The organism is Pseudomonas sp. S3_A09, assembly GCF_054668065.1.
The window spans coordinates 3,232,096-3,251,530 of sequence record NZ_CP162752.1; the positions used below are offsets into that span (position 1 = coordinate 3,232,096).

16 protein-coding genes are annotated in these 19,435 nt (G+C 62.6%); 5 read left to right on the plus strand and 11 right to left on the minus strand.

All coding sequences use genetic code 11. The features are described from left to right. Positions 1-129: 129 nt before the first annotated feature. From AB4N92_RS15075 to AB4N92_RS15105, 7 genes are all read right to left on the minus strand, one after another. Positions 130-1,512, minus strand: coding sequence for a PepSY-associated TM helix domain-containing protein (locus AB4N92_RS15075; protein WP_042570881.1), 1,383 nt, complete (start codon positions 1,510-1,512; stop codon positions 130-132). Between the two features lie 117 nt (positions 1,513-1,629). Next, on the minus strand, positions 1,630-3,699 hold the full coding sequence (locus AB4N92_RS15080; RefSeq protein WP_047544020.1) for a TonB-dependent copper receptor: 2,070 nt from the start codon (positions 3,697-3,699) through the stop codon (positions 1,630-1,632). Between the two features lie 93 nt (positions 3,700-3,792). Next, positions 3,793-4,182 carry a DUF2946 domain-containing protein gene (locus AB4N92_RS15085; protein ID WP_021493219.1) on the minus strand — a complete coding sequence of 130 codons (390 nt, stop codon included), beginning with the start codon at positions 4,180-4,182 and terminating at the stop codon, positions 3,793-3,795. An 11-nt stretch (positions 4,183-4,193) separates the two neighbouring features. After that, positions 4,194-4,676 carry a copper chaperone PCu(A)C gene (locus AB4N92_RS15090; protein ID WP_010213513.1) on the minus strand — a complete coding sequence of 161 codons (483 nt, stop codon included), beginning with the start codon at positions 4,674-4,676 and terminating at the stop codon, positions 4,194-4,196. A gap of 47 nt (positions 4,677-4,723) precedes the next feature. Beyond that, a complete protein-coding gene (locus AB4N92_RS15095) occupies positions 4,724-5,119 on the minus strand; it encodes a DUF2946 domain-containing protein (RefSeq protein WP_010213512.1) in 396 nt (131 codons plus the stop codon). A 262-nt stretch (positions 5,120-5,381) separates the two neighbouring features. Next, positions 5,382-6,101 (minus strand): cobalt-precorrin-6A reductase, encoded by a 720-nt coding sequence (locus AB4N92_RS15100; protein ID WP_021493218.1) that lies wholly within the window; start codon positions 6,099-6,101, stop codon positions 5,382-5,384. Next, positions 6,098-7,303: a bifunctional cobalt-precorrin-7 (C(5))-methyltransferase/cobalt-precorrin-6B (C(15))-methyltransferase gene (locus AB4N92_RS15105; RefSeq protein ID WP_021493217.1), complete on the minus strand. Its 1,206-nt coding sequence runs from the start codon at positions 7,301-7,303 to the stop codon at positions 6,098-6,100. The genes AB4N92_RS15100 and AB4N92_RS15105 overlap by 4 nt, the downstream gene beginning before the upstream one ends. Positions 7,304-7,341: 38 nt before the next feature. On the opposite strand from AB4N92_RS15105, the gene cobG reads away from it, so the two are divergent. From cobG to AB4N92_RS15130, 5 genes are all read left to right on the plus strand, one after another. Then, the gene (gene cobG, locus AB4N92_RS15110) at positions 7,342-8,688 is read left to right on the plus strand and encodes a precorrin-3B synthase (RefSeq protein WP_021493216.1); all 1,347 of its coding nucleotides are present in this window, start codon (positions 7,342-7,344) and stop codon (positions 8,686-8,688) included. Further along, on the plus strand, positions 8,681-9,307 hold the full coding sequence (locus AB4N92_RS15115; RefSeq protein WP_042570885.1) for a precorrin-8X methylmutase: 627 nt from the start codon (positions 8,681-8,683) through the stop codon (positions 9,305-9,307). The genes cobG and AB4N92_RS15115 overlap by 8 nt, the downstream gene beginning before the upstream one ends. Further along, complete coding sequence (locus AB4N92_RS15120; protein WP_010213504.1) at positions 9,307-10,038, plus strand: precorrin-2 C(20)-methyltransferase; 732 nt, start codon at positions 9,307-9,309, stop codon at positions 10,036-10,038. The genes AB4N92_RS15115 and AB4N92_RS15120 overlap by 1 nt, the downstream gene beginning before the upstream one ends. After that, complete coding sequence (gene cobJ / locus AB4N92_RS15125) at positions 10,038-11,675, plus strand: precorrin-3B C(17)-methyltransferase (protein WP_236267253.1); 1,638 nt, start codon at positions 10,038-10,040, stop codon at positions 11,673-11,675. Before AB4N92_RS15120 ends, cobJ begins: the two co-directional genes overlap by 1 nt. Before the next feature lie 235 nt (positions 11,676-11,910). Next, positions 11,911-12,690, plus strand: coding sequence for a hypothetical protein (locus AB4N92_RS15130; RefSeq protein ID WP_460127456.1), 780 nt, complete (start codon positions 11,911-11,913; stop codon positions 12,688-12,690). Here the strand turns inward: AB4N92_RS15130 and AB4N92_RS15135 are convergent. From AB4N92_RS15135 to purH, 4 genes are all read right to left on the minus strand, one after another. Beyond that, entirely contained in the window at positions 12,687-13,283 is a 597-nt protein-coding gene (locus AB4N92_RS15135) for a MarC family protein (protein WP_003217330.1), read from the minus strand. The genes AB4N92_RS15130 and AB4N92_RS15135 overlap by 4 nt on opposite strands. 163 nt (positions 13,284-13,446) lie before the next feature. Further along, complete coding sequence (locus tag AB4N92_RS15140) at positions 13,447-16,218, minus strand: hybrid sensor histidine kinase/response regulator (RefSeq protein WP_010213499.1); 2,772 nt, start codon at positions 16,216-16,218, stop codon at positions 13,447-13,449. 100 nt (positions 16,219-16,318) lie between these two features. Continuing rightward, positions 16,319-17,611, minus strand: a complete 1,293-nt coding sequence (gene purD / locus AB4N92_RS15145) for a phosphoribosylamine--glycine ligase (protein ID WP_010213497.1) — start codon at positions 17,609-17,611, stop codon at positions 16,319-16,321. 174 nt (positions 17,612-17,785) lie between these two features. Further along, positions 17,786-19,393 carry a bifunctional phosphoribosylaminoimidazolecarboxamide formyltransferase/IMP cyclohydrolase gene (gene purH, locus AB4N92_RS15150; RefSeq protein WP_010213495.1) on the minus strand — a complete coding sequence of 536 codons (1,608 nt, stop codon included), beginning with the start codon at positions 19,391-19,393 and terminating at the stop codon, positions 17,786-17,788. Positions 19,394-19,435: the final 42 nt, after the last annotated feature.

Genomic DNA, 19,435 nt, shown 5'->3' on the forward strand with positions numbered 1-19,435 from the left:
GAGGTGCTCGCCGCAGGGCGCGGCGAGCAACGATAACGCAGAAAGTGTTATAAGTTAACACTTATTCGCTGCGCGGAAAAAGTCCGCGCAAGGCTACAGAACGGCTCTGTGCCGGGCATCTCGCCTGTTTCATGCTGAACCTGAGGCGGATTCACGTTGCCCCAAAAGGCGAGATAGCACCAGGCGATCCAACGCCCACACGAGGATCAAAGAGGCGCCCACAAGAGGGAAAATGATCGCCAATGCGAGCATGATCGCCATCGCGGTTTTCCACTTTGGCAAGTCATGGCGCAGCGGCGGAACACCAAGTCCGCCTTGAGGCCGACGCTTCCACCAGATCACCACGCCGCTGACGGCGCTGAGCAGAATCATCAGGCAGATCAGCAGCACGATCAGTTGATTGACCCAGCCGAACATCTTGCCTTCATGCAGCATCACACCGGTCTCGGTGGCCCGTGCGACCGCGTTGTAGTGTTCCCAGCGCACATCGGCGAGCACCTTGCCGGTGTACTGGTCCACATGCAAGGTGGCGTCATTGCGCGGGTCGTTGGCGAACACCGCGACAGTGAACACGCCTTCAGCGGTGGTGGGGAAGGTGATGCTGTAGCCGGGCTCGACGTGGCGTGCGGTGGCCAGGTCGACCACTTGTTGCAGGCGCAGCGTGGGCGCAGCTGGAGCCGAGTGCATGGCGCCGTGGTTCATGTGTTCGGCATGGTCCCCGGACATCGGCATCGGCGTGTTTTCCATGGCCCAGGGCACGGTCTGCTGGCTGGCCGTATTGAGCACGCGTGCCTGCTGGTCGGACTGCGGCACGTTGTTCCACATCGCCGCCGGGAAGGTGTTCCACACATCAGCGTATTGCTTGCCCCAGAAGCCGGTCCAGGTCATGCCGCTGAGCAGCATCACCAGCAGCAGTGATGCTCCCCAGAAACCGGTGACCGCGTGCATATCGCGCCAGAATACCCGGCCGCGACTGTTGAAGCGCGGCCACAGCACCCCCGCCGAGGACTTGCCGCGCGGCCACCACAGGTACAGGCCCGACACCACCAGCATCACGCCCCAACCGGCGGCGAGTTCCACCAGGCGATCGCCGACGGTGCCGATCATCAACTCGCCATGCAGGGCGCGGGCGATGGCTTGCAGGTTGTATTTGGCGTCCTGCTCGCCGAGGACGTTGCCGCGATACGGGTCGACGAAGACGGTCACTTCGCGGCCTTGGTTGTGCATCACGAATTGCGCGCTGCTGGTGCTGTCGGCAGGCGGCAGGTATTTGCTGATCGCGGCCTTGGGATACGCGGCCTTGGCGCGCTGCAGTTGCTCGTCGGCGCTCAGGGCGTGCTCGGCGGTCTGGACCTTGAGCAGGTCGCCGTACATCAGCGGGTCCAACTGAGGTTTGAACAGGTAGATGATGCCGGTCAGGGCCAGCAGCACCATGAAGGGGGCGACGAAAAGGCCGGCGTAGAAGTGCCAGCGCCAGGCCAGGTTGTAGAAGGAAATCTTTTGAGGGGTCATCATTGGGCTCCGCAAGGCTTTGGTTTTTTTGTGTCTGGTAGGCCGCCATCGGGGGCAAGCCCCCTCCCACAGTTGGAATGCATTTCAAGTGTGGGAGGGGGCTTGCCCCCGATGTTTTTAGAAGGTCATATCGACCTTGGTCCAAAGGGTGCGCCCCGGCTCCTTGATGGCTTGCGGGTCACTGGCCGGGTAGCCGAACCCTGCGTTGCCGGCCAGGTTCAGGTGCTCGGCATAGGCCTTGCCGAACAGGTTGTCGACGCCGGTGCTGACCTTGAGGTGTTTATTGACGCGATACGCCGCATTCAGCGAGAACACACCAAAGCCGCTGCTTTTGTCGTAGTCCTTGCCGACCACGTTGCCCTTGTTCTGGTCGATGCGGTTTTGAGCGGCGACCACACGCCACAGCGCGCCGGCGCTCCAGTCATCCTCGCTGTAAGTGAGGCCCAGGCGAGCATCCAGCGGCGGCATTTGCGGCAGCGCCTTGCCGTCGCTGCTGTTCTTGCCCCAGGCGTAAGCGAGGGTGGCGTCGGCCTTCCAGTTCTGGGTCAGCTTGTACGCCGCGCCCAGTTCACCGCCCATGATGCGCGCGTCGACGTTGCGGGCCTGGGACGTGGTGCCCATCATCCCGGGCCTGTAGTCGAACAGGATGAAGTCCTGCACCCGGCCGATATAGCCCGAAGCCCAGGCTTCAAGATCGTCGGCTTTGTACTGCGCGCCGAAGTCGAGCTGGGTGGTTTTCTCCGGCTTCACGCCGTCGAAGGCATTCACCGAACCGGTCGCACCGGTGTTGGGCGAAAACAGCTCCCAGTAATCGGGGAAACGTTCCGAGTGGCCAAGCCCTGCGTAGAGGGTGGTGGGGCTGTCGGCCAGGTCGTGCTCATAACGCACGAAGCCCGAGGGCAAGGTGTCGGCACGCGTGTCGTCGGCGGTTGGGTTGGGGCGCTTCATCATTCCGGAGCCGCTGGTTTGCCTGAAGTCCTTGGCCGACGCGCGGTCCAGCCGGGCGCCGGTGATCAGGCGGTCGCGGTCGGCGGCGTACCAGGTCAGTTCGCCAAACACGCCATAGTTGTGGAAGTTGGCGTCCTTGACCCGTGGCAGGTCCTTGTAGGTATCGATACCCATGCTGCTGCGCTGGCGGTGTTCGTTGGTCTGTGCATCCAGGCCGCTGATCAATTGCACATCGGCCCAGCGCCAGGTGGCCTTGATCCGCGCGCCGAGGGTGCGGCGATCGACGTTGGACGCCATGGGCCCGGCCATCATGCCGGTGCCCGAGGGCGTGCGCAGGCTGTAGTTGTCCATCACGTGGTCGGCGTAGTTGTAGTAGACCTGGGCTTCAACCTTGTCCAGCACGTCGCCGATATTGGATTTTTCGAAACGCAGTCCCAGGCTTTCGCGCAGGAACTGTGAGCCATCCATGCCGCGCCCGGCGTAACGCGCTTCGCCATCGCCACGGCCGGCGGTGAGCTCCAGCAGGGTGTCGGCGTCGGGGGTGAAGCCGACGGCCACGTCGCCGTTCCATTTGTCGTAGCGCGAGGCGACTGTGTCGTTATTGCCGTCCTTGTAGTCGTCGGCGTGGGCTTGGTTGCCGATCACCCGCACGTAGCCCAGCGGACCACCGGCGGCAGCGTCGATGACTTTGTCGAAGCGCCCGTTGGAACCGGCCAGCACACTGGCGTTGAGGCGTGTGCCCAGCTCGCCGAACTGTTCTGGCTCGCGCTCGAACAGGATGGTGCCGGCTGACGCACCAGGGCCCCAGAGCACGGTCTGCGGGCCTTTGATCACGGTGAGCTTGTCGTAGGTTTCCGGTGAGATGTACGAGGTAGGCGCGTCCATGCGGCCGGGGCAGGCGCCGAGCATCATGCTGCCGTTGGTGAGGATATTCAGGCGCGAGCCAAACATGCCGCGCAGCACCGGGTCGCCATTGGTGCCGCCATTGCGCACCAGGGCGAAGCCGGGGATGGTCTTGAGGTAATCGCCGCCATCGCTGGCGGGTACCGGTTGGCGTGGGTCTTTCGGGTTGGTGATCACGGTCAGCGGTGAGCTGGGGGCGATCGCGGTGATCACGGTGGGCGTCAGCTCATGCTCGGTGTGTTCATCGGCCTGAACATGGGGGGCAAGCAGCGCGCCGCAAAAGGCAGCGAGCACAGGGGTATATCCCAAACGGGTGTCAGCAGAAAACCTGGACATGACAAATTCCATCAATCAATCGTAAACAACACGGCCAGCAGCCTGCGGCTGTCTGTCTAAAGTCGGCCGGGGTGAAGTAACGCTGTGAAGTGCTTACGAAGCGATGGGCGGCGCGCGACTGCGGGCGCCGGGGAAGATGCTCTGCCGGGCATGGCCCAGGCGCGTGTCGGGGGTGAGGGCGTTGGCGGGGGGCGGGCTGCTCAGGGTGAAGGTTGAAACGCCGCCGGGCAGGGCGGGGCAGCTGTAGAGCAGGTCGCAATAGCCGCACTTGGACCAGAGGGCGTGGTGTTCGTCGGGGGCCTTTTTGTGATGGGATTCGCCATGGTCCATCGGCATGTCCATCGACATACCTGCGTGATGATCCATCGGCATCGCTTGGGAAATCAGCGGACCGATAAAGATCATCAGCATGGCGAACAGGCTGATCCAACCGCCGCGTCTTACGCGCGCGCGTGGGGAGCACCTGGCGCGGGGGGCGCCCATCGACTGTCAGTCTACTGAGGGTGCTTGTGCCCGTGGCCGGCCATTGGCGGCACTTTCTGTACCGACACTTCCACCTCGACCTTGCCGGCTTTTTCGAAGGTCAGGGTCAGCGGGAATTGCTTGCCGTCGGCCAACAGGCTGCGGTCTTTGATGCCCAACAGCATCACGTGGTACGCCATCGGCGCGAAGGTCAGATCACCCTTGGCCGGCACGGCGACGCTGGGTACTTGCTGCATCTTCATCAGGTCGCCTTGCATGACGTGTTCATGCAACTCGGCCTTGTCCGCCACGGGCGTCTCTACACTGAGCAGGCGGTCCGGGGTTTCGCTGCTGTTATGAATCACAAAATAAGCCGCGACAGTCGGTGCATTCGGCGGCAACTCCTGGGACCAGGGTTCGCTGACCATCAGGTCACCGGCCTTGTAGTCCTCGGCGTTGGCAGCACTGAACACCGGCAGCAGCAACGCCGCCAGAAGCAGGGAAGATTTGAGCATGGCAGTTCTCCAGAACGGTTCTAAAACGCAGTTCACTTGCGAAGACATCAGACCGTTGGAGAGGCGCGCGGGTTGAGGCTCGGCCATTGCTGGCGCGGAGTAGGGCTTTGCAGCTGGGCGGGCGGCAAGCGCTGTGAGGTATTGAATTGGGTGAGGTACAACTGTGGCACATGCCCCGGCAACGCCACCAACGGCGCAGCACCCGAACAACACCAGCAATGCTGCATGGTGGAATGATCGTCCTGTTGTGGCGCCGGAATCTCCAGCTTGCCCAGGGCAATGGTCTTCAGGCTCGCACCATTGGAGGAGCAGAAACCGCCCCATAACAATTGCTGCACCGGGTCCTGGGACTGTTGCATCGCACCGGCCATCGGCATGACAAAGGCGTTGAACAGCACTGCAAGGCAGGCGATCCAGGCAATTGCGAAGCGTTGACGGGCCATGGCGGACAATCCGTAGGGTTAAACGATCAGGGGGGTATTTAGCCTGATCGGTGGGGATAAGTAAAAAGGGTGGGTGTGGTTTGGTGTCGCAGTGCTGGGTTTGAGGATAGACGGGAACTGAGCGGTTGCAGATCTCAAATGGCAACGCAGCTCTAAATGTGGGAGCGGGCTTGCTCGCAAAGGCGAAAGACCCGTCAACTCATCCGGTGACTGACACTCCGCTTTCGCGAGCAAGCCCGCTCCCACATTGGAACGATGGAGCTTAAAGAGAGGTGATTGCCTGTTGCAGCGTCGTCAAGGTGGTGAACTCCCGATCTACCGGCGCCAACACTGGCCTCTTCAATACCAACACCGGCACGCCCCGCTCCCGTGCCACTTCCAGCTTCGGTTCGGTGGCTGTGCTGCCGCTGTTCTTGCTGATCAACACGTCGATCTGGCGTCGTTCAAACAACCCACGTTCGTCTTCGATCAGAAACGGGCCTCGCGCGCCAATCACTTCGCAACGCTCATTCCCCGGATACACATCCAGGGCGCGCAGTGTCCAGAACTGCTCCGGCGGGATTTCATCAAGGTGCTGCAACGGCTCACGGCCCAGCGTGAACAGCGGGCGCTTGAAAGGTTTGAGTGCTTCAATCAGCGAGGCCCAATCACTGACTTCTCGCCAATCGTCCCCCGCCTGTGGCTGCCAGGCCGGGCGTCGTAGCGCCCAGCAAGGCACCCCGCAAATCCTTGCCGCCTCGGCCGCGTTGCGGCTGATCTGCGCCGCGTACGGATGGGTCGCGTCGAGAATCAGGCTGATCTGCTCATGTCGAGCAAACTGTGCCAATCCCTCGGCCCCGCCGTACCCACCCACCCGCACCTGGCACGCCAAGTCAGTCGGCACGCGCCCAACACCGGCCAAACTGTAGATATGTTCCGGGCCCAATGTACGGGCGATGGCCAGCGCTTCAGTCACGCCGCCCAGCAGCAGGATGCGTTTCATCGCGGCTTGACCACTTCCAGCAGTGTGATCGGCAATGCCTGGCGCCACGTATCGAACGCTCCCAGCGGCTGGGCCTGGGCGACATGGATACGCGTGAGTTCTCCGCCATAGCGCGTACGCCAGTCCATCAAGGTCATTTCGCTTTGCAGCGTCACGGCGTTGGCGACCAACCGCCCGCCCGGCCGCAGATGGTGCCAGCAGGTGTCGAGCACGCCGTCACGGGTGACGCCGCCGCCGATGAAGATGGCGTCCGGGGCTTCCAGGCCGTCGAGCGCATCCGGCGCTTTGCCGCGAACCAGTTGCAGGCCCGGCACGCCAAGGGCGTCGCGGTTGTGTTCGATCAGGCCTTGGCGACCTTCATCCGCTTCAATCGCCACTGCCCGGCAGCTCGGGTGAGCCCGCATCCACTCGATACCGATGGAGCCGCTGCCTGCACCCACGTCCCACAGCAGTTCGCCGGGCATCGGCGCAAGACGGGCCAGGGTCAGGGCGCGCACATCGCGTTTGGTCAATTGGCCGTCATGTTTGAAAGCTGAATCTGGCAGGCCCGCCAGACGCGACAGACGGGGCGTATCGCCAGAGGCCACGCAGTCGATGGCGACCAGATTCAAATCGGCGACGCAAGCCGGACGCCAATCACTCGCCACGCCGTCGATGCGTCGCTCATCCGTGCCGCCCAGGTGCTCAAACACACTCAGCCGGCTCGGGCCGAAACCGGATTCAGCCAGCAAAGAAGCAATCAACGCCGGACTTCGGCCGTCATTACTCAACACCAAAAGCCGCACCCCACTGGCCAGATGCGCATTCAGCGCCGCCAGCGGCCGGGCCACCACGGATAACGTCACCACCTCCTGCAACGGCCAGCCCAGCCGCGCCGCCGCCAACGACACCGACGAAGGCGCCGGCAAGACCAGCAACTCTTCAGCCGCCACCTGCCGCGCCAGGCTCGCGCCCACGCCATAGAACATCGGATCACCACTGGCCAACACACACACCGACTCGCCACGCCGCGCCAGCACCGGTTCCAGGGAAAACGGGCTCGGCCACAACTCGCGCTCACCCCGAATACACACCGGCAGCAGGTCCAACTGGCGCTGGCCGCCTATAATCCGCGTGGCGCGCAACAGGGCATGCCGGGCATTCCTGCCCAGCCCCTTGAAGCCGTCTTCACCGATGCCTACAACCGTCAGCCAGGGCGACATAAATATTCCTTGAACGACATCCGACGGGCAGGCTTTTCATGCCGCCGGACAAAGCAGGCATAATACCGCGCCTTTACCCATCAACCGGTAGCCCCGTGAACCCAACGCCCGCTGTGAATACCTTGCGCCCCTCGGCTTGTCCGGGGTTGCTGCGTATTGTCCAGGCGCTGGACGGTGGCATTTGTCGGATCAAATTGGCCGGTGGTTCGATCAGCGCCGCCCAAGCCTGCGCAGTGGCGGACGCAGCCCAGGCGTATGCGGGCGGGGTGATCGAGGCGACTAACCGCGCCAATCTGCAGATTCGCGGGATCGGCGCCGAAGAGGGCGCGTTGATTGCCATGCTGTTGGCTGCCGATCTGGGCCCCAACAACGCTGCCGGCGACGACGTGCGCAACCTGATGCTCAGCCCCAGCGCCGGTATCGACCCGCAAATGCTGTTCGACACCCGGCCGTTGGCGGAGCAGATCCTCGCCACCCTGCAGAATCACCCGCGTTTCCATGAACTGTCGGCCAAGTTCGCGGTGCAGCTGGACGGGGGCGAGGCGCTGGCAATGCTCGAACATCACCATGACCTGTGGCTGTCGGCGTTCGTGCGCAAGGGCGAAACACTCCTCGCGTTTGGCCTGGCCGGGTGTCCGGGTCTGGATGCACCGCTGGCCGCCGTGCCATTGGACCAGGGGCATGCATTGGTGGTGGCTGTGCTGGAAGGGTTTTTGGACATCGCCACCCCTGAACAGACCCGCATGCGCCACCTGCCTGTGGATAACGTGTTGAGTCGTCTAAAACTGCCGCTGCTGCCGGCGGATGGCTTCAAACGCCCACCCAGCGGCGCTTTGTTGCACCTCGGCAGTTATCCACAAGCACAAAAGAATCAGTTCTACGTCGCCGCCATTGCGCCCTTGGGTCGCCTCGATGCGACGATGCTCAAGGGCGCCGCACAACTGGCCAGCGAATACGGCGACGGCACCTTGCGTTTTACCCCCTGGCAGGGCGTGCTGTTGCCCAGCGTTGAAAAACCTCACGCCGTCACCGAACGCCTGGCGCAATTGGGCTTCCTCTGCTCAATCGACCAGCCCCTGGCGCGCATGACCGCCTGCACCGGTTCCAGCGGCTGCGGCAAAGCCCTGGCCGACACCAAGGCCGACGCGGTGCAACTCGCCGCTTTGAACACCGGTCACGACGTGCACCTGTCCGGCTGCCCGCGCTCCTGCGCCGCCGCGCACACGGCGCCGGTCACCTTGCTGGCCGTGAGCCCCGGCCACTACGACCTCTATTTTCGCGAGGCAGCCCAGCCCGGTTTCGGCCGGCTGCACGCGCGCAACCTTTCTATTGAAGCGACGGGCGCCCTGCTGCGCGCTCGCCCACGGAGCAACACCGATGATTGATTACATCCGCGACGGTCAGGAGATCTATCGCAACTCCTTCGCCATCATTCGCGCGGAAGCCAAGTTGGACCGTATCCCGGCTGATTTGGAAAAACTCGCGGTGCGGGTGATTCACGCCTGCGGCATGGTCGACGCGATCGACGGCCTGCAGTTCTCCGAAGGGGCGGGCAAGGCTGGGCGCGATGCGCTCGCCGCAGGTGCGCCGATCCTGTGCGATGCGCGAATGGTCTCCGAAGGTGTGACCCGCGCACGCCTGCCAGCCAACAACGAAGTGATCTGCACCCTGCGCGATGACAGCGTACCGGCGCTGGCGCGTGAGCTGGGCAACACCCGGTCCGCTGCCGCCCTTGAGCTGTGGCGCCCGTACTTGGAAGGCAGTGTGGTGGTGATCGGCAACGCTCCGACGGCCTTGTTCTATCTGCTGGAAATGCTTGACGCCGGCGCACCGAAACCGGCGTTGATCCTCGGTTTCCCGGTTGGTTTTGTCGGCGCCGCCGAATCCAAGGCGATGCTGGCCGCCGACAGTCGCGGTGTACCGTTCGTGATCATGCAGGGTCGTCTGGGCGGTAGCGCCATGGCCGCCGCTGCGGTGAATGCGCTGGCCACGGAGGTCGAATAATGCAGGCACGTGGACGTTTGATCGGCCTGGGCGTAGGCCCCGGTGACCCGGAACTGATCACCCTCAAGGCCCTGCGCCTGTTGCGCGAGTCGCCAGTGGTGGCGTACTTCGTGGCCAAGGGCAAGAAGGGCAACGCCTTCGGCATCATCGAAGACCATCTGGTGCCGCAACAGACCTTGATGCCGCTGGTGTACCCGGTGACCACCGAAGTGTTGCCGGCGCCAATGTCCTACGAGCAGGTGATCAGCGATTTCTACGACGCCGCCAGCGTGGATGTCGCCGCACATTTGGACGCCGGTCGTGATGTGGCGGTGATCTGCGAAGGTGACCCGTTCTTCTACGGGTCCTACATGTACCTGCACGACCGCCTCGCCGAGCGCTATGAAGCCCACGTGATTCCGGGCGTTTGTTCGATGCTCGGCGGCGCCTCGGTGCTGGGCGCCCCGCTGGTCTATCGCAATCAGAGCCTTTCGGTACTCTCGGGCGTGTTGCCCCATGACGACCTCAAGCGCCGCCTTGCGGATGCCGACGCGGCAGTGATCATGAAGCTGGGCCGCAACTTCCCGAAAGTGCGCCAGGTGCTGGAAGAACTCGGTCTGGCCGAGCGAGCGCTGTATGTCGAACGCGCCACCATGGCGAATCAAAAGATCGTGCCGCTGGATCAGGTGGATCCAGCGTCGTCCCCGTACTTCTCGCTGATCATCGTGCCCGGTGAACGGTGGCAAGGTTGATGAGCCCGGCGATTGTTATTTTGGGTCAGGGCAGCCTGGCCATGGCACGCAAGATCCAATGTGTGTACCCCGACGCGACGGTCCACGGCCTGGCCGGACGGGTCGACGGGGCGGACCAGGTCTACGGTGAATTCGGCGCGACCCTGCGTCAGTTGTATCAGCAAGGCACACCGCTGATCGCGCTGTGCGCCGCGGGTATCGTTATTCGTACCTTGGCGCCGCTGCTGCTGGAAAAAGGCGAGGAGCCCGCCGTGCTGGCCGTCGCCGAAGACGGTAGCGCCGTGGTGCCGTTGCTTGGCGGCCTTGGCGGTGTGAACGTGATGGCTCGCGAAATCGCCGCTGCGTTGAACGTGGCTGCTGCGATCACCACCAGTGGCGAGCTGCGCTTCGGCACCTGCCTGCTCAACCCGCCTGCGGGTTATGAGCTGGCCGATCTGGAACTGGGCAAGCGTTTCGTCTCCGACTTGCTGGCCGGCGAAAGCGTACGCATCGAAGGCGCTGCGCCGTGGCTGGACCAGGCCAATCTGCCCCAGGATCAACAGGCACGCCTGGCGATTCATGTGGGCAGTGCCGAGCGCACGCCTACCGCCCATGAATTGTTGATCTACCCGAAGAACGTCAGCGTGAGCTGCAAGCCAGGCGCGCAACTGGCTGAACGGGTGCGCGCGGCGTTGCATGAGGCGGGCATCGCTCTGCAATCCCTCGCGTGCCTGCTGGCCAGTGATACGCAGATGGCCGAAGCCACATTGCATGAAGCAGCGTTGGAATTGGGTGTACCGCTGCGTTTTGTCAGCGTGGCCCAGGACGCGGATATCGTCATCAATGTTGCCGAACTCCCCCTGGACCTGTCGCAAGTCGGTCGCGTGCGTGGCCGCCTTGCCGTGATCGGCCTGGGACCTGGCGCTGCCGAGTTGATGGTGCCTGCGGTAAAAACCGAACTGGCGCGCTGCACCGATGTGCTCGGCTACGAAACCTACGTGCGCATGGCCGGCCCGTTCCGAGACGACCAGGTGCAGCATTGCACCGATAACCGCGAAGAAATGCAGCGTGCCCGCCATGCCTTCGAGCTGGCGGCCCAAGGTCGCTCGGTCGTCGTAGTGTCGTCCGGCGACCCGGGCGTGTTCGCCATGGCCGCTGCCGTGATCGAAGCCCTGCACGAATCCAGCGACCCGACCTGGCATCAGGTCGACCTGCAAATCCTTCCAGGGGTCTCGGCGTCGCTCGCCACCGCCGCTCAGGCCGGTGCACCGTTGGGCCATGACTTTTGCGTGATGTCGCTGTCGGACAACCTCAAGCCTTGGTCGATCATTGAAAAACGCCTGGACCTTGCCTCCCAGGCCGACCTGGCGCTGGCGTTCTACAACCCGATCTCGCGCTCGCGGCCGTGGCAGCTGGGGCGTGCCCTGGAAATCGTCGCGCTGCATCGCACGCCTGAAACGCCGGTGGTGCTGGGCCGTGATATCGGTCGGCCGGGTCAGACGCTGCGTGTCACCACACTGGGGCAATTGACGCCGGATCAGGTGGACATGCGCACCATGGTGCTGATCGGCTCGTCCACCACCGTCACCTTCCCGCGTGCCGGTGGCGGTGAGTGGGTGTACACGCCGCGCTGGTACGGCGAGAAACCGGCCTCCTGAAAACCGCCCCTCAGGTGCCTGAAAGCTCCGAATGACCCAGGGATTTTCCTGGCGTTGTCCGGGGCTTTTTCTTTTTCTACGACGAAATTCGGAAGCCCGCCAGGCGCGCCGCATTATTGCTGGGCAGCACGGTTTGATGCGCTGCGCCAAGGAATGTTTGTCGTCTGGAAAACGCTTCAGTCAGTGAACTAGGGTGGACATAAGCCCCGAGTCGGGGTGCTTGTGGAGAACTAAAATGGAGCGACATCACAGAAGGATCAGCAGTACAAAAAGGCGCAAGTTGATTGCCGCCTACACACTACCGGGAGCGTCAGGCAAGCGCGCGGCCTTGCCGCTGGACATCGAGGACGACTTCAACGCCGCGGTGGTCAACAACAGCGTCATCTCGTTTGCCGAAGGCTTGTCCGGTTTAAATCGGGAATACGTGCGTAAGAGCTATTTGCTGGCCAGCAGCTATGTCAGCGATGTGTTGAAAGTCCCACGCGGCACCGAACGTTGGTACGACGAATTCATCAGGGTGATGGTCAGCCTGGGGTGGTTGCCGGTGCGCAGCCGCTTCGAACGGATTTCACGTTCCGGCAAGGGCCTGACCGTGCAATCGGCGGCGCTGAATATCATCGCGGCCCTGCTGGCGTCGACATCATTGTCTGCGCACTTGCTCAGCGTATTGCCGAAACTGGCGGCCGATGCAGTGGAGGCGTTGAAGCAGATACCTGGGACTTTCGAGCTGTTCAAACGCAACAGTGCCGTACACCAGGGCGGCGACTTCGGCCTGGCGTCCTGTGTGCAAACAGAGGGGGAACTGATGATGGTGCTGGTGACCTACAGCACCCAGGGAGTGAGCAAGCAGGTAGGGTTGCCATTTCTGGAATGGGACAGTTCCTCATTCGAGGCCTTCAGCGGGCAGACGTGCCTGGTGCTGAACACCTCGGTAGTCAACGAAAAGACGATCCAACTGATGCGCGAGAGTGCGGGTGACAAGGTGCAATTGGCGATCGCCAAGTACCGGATTTAAGGCACCAGGTAACCGCGCACACCGGTGAAGATGATTTGCGCGGCCAGGGCACACACGAACAACCCCATCAACCGACTGACAATCTGCAAGCCCTGGTCGCCCAAGATGCGTTCGATCCGGTTGGACAGGTACAGCACCACGCCCACCGTGAGGCTGGCCAGGGCGATGCTGAGGATGGCGGTGATTTTGTCATCCCAATGCGGCTGGCTCACGCCCATCACCAGCAACGCACCGATGGTGCCGGGGCCGACGGTGAGGGGAATGGTCAGCGGTACGATGGTCACGTCCTGCTGTACGTTGTCGGTCTGCACTGCGGACTTGCCCTGGGCCATGCCCAAGGCGGAAATGAACAGCACACTGCCGGCACCGATGCGGAACGCGTCGACGGTGATGCCGAACACGCTGAAAATGACGCGGCCGAACAGGTAGAGCAACACGCTCGATACCAGGGTTGCCAACGCCACCTTCCACGCCAGGCGCCGCCGCTCTTTGCTGGAGTAGCCACGGGTGAGGCTGATAAAGCAGGACAGCACGAAGAACGGGCTGTAGAGCACCAGCATTTTCAGGTAGACGCTGAATAACACGTGGAGCATGGGGGCGGCTCGCGGCGGAGGAAGTGTTGAGAGTCTATCAGGCGGCAGAGACCAAATGTGGGAGTGGGCTTGCTCGCGAATGCGATGGATCAGTTAAGGATGCATTGACTGACACACCGTATTCGCGAGCAAGCCCGCTCCCACATGGGGTCTGCATTACACGTCAGGAGGGGGCGTGCTCTGGTCGCTGCTGCCGCTGCGCCACCCAGAACTCCACCAGCTCACGCAACTGTGACAACTCAACGGGCTTGGCCATGTGCCCGTCCATCCCGGCCTGGCGTGCGCGCTCCTTGTGCTCGGACAGAATGTGCGCCGTCAGCGCCACCACCGGCGTACGAACGCGCTGGTGGCTGACTTCCCACGCGCGCAATTGCTGGGTGGCCGAGAAACCATCGAGGATCGGCATTTCGCAATCCATCAACACCAGGTCATAGCGCTGGGCCTTCATCGCCTCCAGGGCTTCTTCACCATTGCTGGCGGTGTCCGGGTTGAGGTTGAGCTTACCGAGCATGCCACGGATCACCTTGGTGGAGATGCTGTTGTCTTCGGCCACCAGGATGCGGAAATCCGTTGGCACGGTGATCGCCGCCGGCGTGTTGAGGACGGGGCGTGGTGGGACGTTACCCTTGCTGCGCTGGGTCAGTTCGTCGGCCAGGGTGGTCTTGAGCGTATAGCCGGCCACGGGCTTGGCGAGGATGCGCTTGATCCCGCAATTGCGCGCGATGATCTTGCTCGGCGCATTACTGATGCCGGTGAGCATGATCAGCAGGATGTCGTGGTTCAGGCTTGGGTCTTCCTTGATTTTCGCCGCCAGTTGCATGCCGGTCATGCCGGGCATGTTCTGGTCCAGCAGCACCACGTCGAAGTAATCGCGCAGGTGCGCCTTGGTGCGCAGCAACGCCAGGGCTTCCTTGCCCGAAGGCACGGCGCTGACGTTGAGGCCCCAGGCCGAGCATTGCTGCACCAATACTTTGCGACAGGTGTCGTTGTCGTCCACCACCAGCACCCGTGCGCCCTTGAGTGGGCCGTCGAGGTCGGAGGTGGGGTGTTCCAGGCGTTCCGGGTCCAGCGGCAAGGTCAGCCACAAGGTGCTGCCCTGGTGGCTGCCGCTCTTGATGCCGAATTCGCCGTTCATCAATAGGATCAATTGGCGGGCGATGACCAGGCCCAGGTGGCCGTTCAGTCGGGTGGCGGAGAAGAAGTTCTTGCTGTGCAGTTCGCTGTGCAGCAGAGCGTCACGCTCGGCGGCTTCCATCGGCAAACCGCTGTCCTGCACGGCGATGCGCAGGCGCGGCTTGGTGCTGCGGTCGTCCAGCGCGACGACGATCAGCACTTCACCTTCGTCGGTCTTTTGCAGGGCGTTTTCCAGCAGGCTCAACATGGCCTGGCGCAGGCGCGTCGGGTCGCCACTGATCACGCGAGGCACCTGGGGCTGGATAAAACTGATCAGCTCGACGTTCTGCTGTTCAGCCTTGGCGCGGAAGATACTCAGGCAGTCTTCGATCAGCGCATTGAGGTCGAACTGCACGTCATCCAATTCGATCTGGCCGGATTCCAGCTTGGAGATATCGAGGATTTCGTTGATCAGCGTGAGCAGTTCATTGCCGGCGCTGTGGATGGTCTGCACGTAGTCACGCTGTTTCACCGAGAGGGGCGTGCCCAGCAGCAGCTCGGTCATACCCAGCACGCCGTTCATGGGGGTGCGGATTTCGTGGCTGATCTTGGCCAGGAACTCGGCCTTGGCGGCAATCTCGGCATTGCTTGCCGCCAGGTCGCGGCTGAGGCTGAAGCGCGCTTCGACAATTGCGCGCTGGCGTTCGCCCAGCGCCAGGCTCATCAACAGACCACTGAGGCAGATAAACGCCAGCAGCGTGACGATCAGGCCCTGGGGCGAGACCATCGTCAGGCCCAGCAGCGCCGGCAGGATGATCAACGTTCCGATGTTGAACACCACCATCGCCGCCACGAACAGGCGCGCCGGACGGTAGCCTTTCTGCCAGTGATAAGCCGAGACGAACAGCATGCTCAAGCCGGCCAGAGCCACCAGGGCATAGGTGATGATGTTCAGCGGCAGGGTGTTGACGAACAACAGCAGCAGGCCGCACAGCACGATGAACAGGATATCCGCCATCAACAGCTTGTTCAGCGGATGTGGGCCCAAAGGCATGAAGAACCGATAGGCAAACATCAATCCGCACGGCGCCGTCAGCAGCAGCGCCAGGTAGGCGCCCGGCGTCTGGATCGCGTGCCAGTTCGGCAGCCACGGGCCGATCAGGTTCAGCAGCAGCGCGAGGCTGAGCATCAGCAGGATTTCGCAGGCGGCCAACCACAGGCTGCTGCGCGAGCGGTGGTAGGCGAAACGGGTGAGGTTGTGCAGGATCAGCATCAGCAGACAGCCGAACAGCAGGCCGTAGATCAGCGTCTGGGTCTGGTCGGCGGCGGCGAGCACGGCCGGTTCCAGGGTGATGTAGGGACGCAGTTCATGTTCCGAGACCAGGCGCAGGTAGACCTCTAAAGGCTTCTGGCTCTGGGGCATGGGCAGCATGAAGTCGCTGCTGGGCAACGGACGCTCGGCCTGGGGCTGGCGTGTGCCGGTGCTCTGTTGTTCCACCAGGGTGTCGCCGTCCAGTACATAGAGGCTCAGGTGGGACAGGTCCGGGGCAAAGACCCGCAGCACTTGTTCGTGCTTGCCGGGTTGCAGTTTGAAACGCACCCACAACGCACCGTCCGGTTCCGCGGCGGTAATGCGGTCCAGTTCGGTGGGGCTGAATTGATTGGTGTAGCGCGAGGAACGGATGTCGCTCAGTTGCAGGTCGGCCTGTTCATCAAGCAATACTGCCCAGCCACTGCCTTGCGCGGCGGCCTGGGCCGGGAACAAGCAGAGCAGTGTCAGCAGGCTGACAGTGAAACCTATGGCGATCCTGAGCCAGCGCACGGCGAAATCCCTTCGTAGGTTGATGCACAGTTAACTATGCGCGGGTAGACCTGCATACGGCAAGGGCCAGAGGCCCTTGCCTAGCCGAACGGATAGCTGCTTACTGGCTCTCGCCACGCTCCCGCGCAATGGCGCGATAGCCAATGTCCTTGCGATAGAAGCAGCCTTTCCAGTCGATCTTCGCAGCCAACTGATAAGCCTGTTGCTGCGCGGCGTCGACACTGGCGCCCATGGCGGTGGCGCACAACACACGGCCACCGGCGGTCACGACCTGGCCATCCTTGAGCGCAGTGCCTGCATGGAAGACTTTGCCTTCCAGCGTAGCAGCCGCGTCGAGACCTTCAATCACGTCACCCTTGGCGTAATCGGCAGGGTAGCCACCGGCCGCCAGCACAATGCCAACGCTCGGACGCGGATCCCACTGTGCTTCTACCTTGTCCAGGGCCTGGGCCAGGGCGGCTTCCACCAGCAGCACCAGGCTCGATTGCAGGCGCAGCATCACCGGTTGGGTTTCAGGGTCACCGAAGCGGCAGTTGAACTCGATGACTTTCGGGTTGCCGGCTTTGTCGATCATCAGGCCGGCGTACAGGAAACCGGTGTACACGTTGCCTTCGTCAGCCATGCCACGCACGGTTGGCCAGATCACCAGGTCCATGACGCGCTGATGCACATCGGCGGTGACCACCGGGGCAGGGGAGTAGGCACCCATGCCACCGGTGTTCGGGCCGGTGTCGCCGTCGCCGACGCGTTTGTGGTCCTGGCTGGTGGCCATCGGCAAGACGTTCTTGCCGTCGACCATCACGATAAAGCTGGCTTCTTCGCCGTCGAGGAATTCCTCGATCACCACGCGCGAACCGGCGTCACCGAATGCGTTGCCGGCAAGCATGTCGCGCACGGCGTCTTCGGCTTCCTGCAGGGTCATGGCGACGATCACGCCTTTGCCGGCGGCCAGGCCATCGGCCTTGATCACGATCGGCGCACCTTTTTCACGCAGGTAAGCCAGGGCCGGCTCGATCTCGGTGAAATTCTGATAGTCGGCGGTCGGGATCTTGTGGCGTGCCAGGAAATCCTTGGTAAACGCCTTGGAGCCTTCCAGCTGCGCAGCGCCCGCGGTTGGGCCGAAGCAGTCCAGGCCACGGCTGCGGAACAGGTCTACCACGCCGGCAACCAATGGCACTTCCGGACCGACGATGGTCAGGGATACATTCTTTTCAGCAAAATCGGCCAGTTGCTCAAGGGCCAGCACGTCGATAGCAACGTTCTCGCATTTGGCTTCAATGGCGGTACCGGCGTTGCCGGGTGCAACGAACACTTTCTGGACACGCGGGTCTTGGGCAACTTTCCAGGCCAGGGCGTGTTCACGGCCACCGCTGCCAATGATCAAAACATTCATTTCAAAAACCTCGGATGACGCTGAATCAGGGAGAGCACTGTGGACGGTGCTTTTCTGTGGGGGCTGGGCTTGCCGGCGATGCAGGCACCTCGGTCGTCCAGTCAGACCCGGGTGATGCTATCGCAGGCAAGCCAGCTCCCACATGGAGCCGGTGCCCACAGGCGATCTAATCAATCAGTGGCGGAAGTGGCGCATGCCGGTGAAGACCATGGCGATGCCGGCTTCATCAGCGGCAGCGATGACTTCAGCATCACGCATCGAACCACCCGGTTGGATCACGGCGGTGACGCCGGCTTTTGCGGCGTTGTCCAGGCCGTCACGGAACGGGAAGAATGCGTCGGAAGCCATTACCGAACCCGCCACTTGCAAACCCGCGTGTTCGGCCTTGATCGCGGCGATACGCGCCGAGTTCACGCGGCTCATCTGGCCGGCGCCGACGCCGATGGTCTGACGGTTCTTGGCGTAGACGATGGCGTTGGATTTAACGTACTTGGCGACTTTCCAGGCGAAGATCAGGTCGTTGATCTCTTGCTCGGTCGGGGCGCGCTGGGTCACGACTTTCAGGTCTTGGCTGCCGATCATGCCGATGTCACGGCTCTGTACCAGCAAGCCGCCGTTGACGCGTTTGTAGTCCCAGGCAGCGGCACGCTCAGCCGACCACTCGCCGCAGGCCAGTAGGCGCACGTTGGCTTTGGCCGCCACGATGGCGCGGGCTTCTTCGCTGACGGAAGGGGCGATGATCACCTCAACGAACTGACGCTCGACGATCGCTTTGGCGGTCTCGGCATCCAGTTCACGGTTGAAGGCAATGATGCCGCCAAACGCCGATTCGGTGTCGGTGGCGTAGGCCAGCTCGTAGGCCTGGCGGATACCGCCTTCAGCGTCCGGGCTTACAGCCACGCCGCATGGGTTGGCATGCTTGACGATCACGCAGGCTGGCTTGACGAAGCTCTTCACGCATTCCAGTGCGGCGTCGGTGTCAGCCACGTTGTTGTAGGACAGCTCCTTGCCTTGCAACTGGGTCGCGGTGGCGATGCCCACTTCGGCTGGCTTGGCTTCCACGTAGAACGCCGCACTCTGATGCGGGTTCTCGCCGTAGCGCATTTCCTGGGCCTTGATGAACTGGCTGTTGAAGGTGCGCGGGAACTGGCTGCGGCCGGAGGTCGACAGGGTTTCAGCGGTTTGGTCAACGGTGCCCATGTAGTTGGCGATCATGCCGTCGTAGGCGGCAGTGTGTTCGAACGCCTTGAGCATCAGGTCGAAACGCTGGGCGTAGGTCAGGCCGCCGGCTTTCAGGCTTTCAAGCACATTGGCGTAGTCGCTGGCGTTGACCACGATGGCCACGTCTTTGTGGTTCTTGGCAGCCGAGCGCACCATGGTCGGGCCGCCGATATCGATGTTTTCGATGGCGGTCGGCAGGTCGCAGCCTGGCTTGTTGATGGTGGCTTCGAACGGGTAGAGGTTAACGGCTACCAGGTCGATCGGCTTGATGCCGTGCTCGGCCATGATCGCGTCGTCGGTGCCGCGACGGCCGAGGATGCCGCCGTGGATTTTCGGGTGCAGGGTCTTGACCCGACCGTCCATCATCTCTGCGAAACCGGTGTAGTCCGCCACTTCCACTGCGGCCACGCCGTTGTCCTGCAGCAGTTTGAAGGTCCCGCCCGTGGAGAGGATTTCCACGCCCAGGGCTTCCAGCTCCCGGGCAAATTCGAGGATCCCGGTCTTGTCGGAGACACTGATCAAGGCGCGGCGGATCGGCAGGCGGGTAGTCTGGTCGGTCATTTCAATTTCCATCAAAAGCAAAGGAGTCAGCAAAAAAGGCGA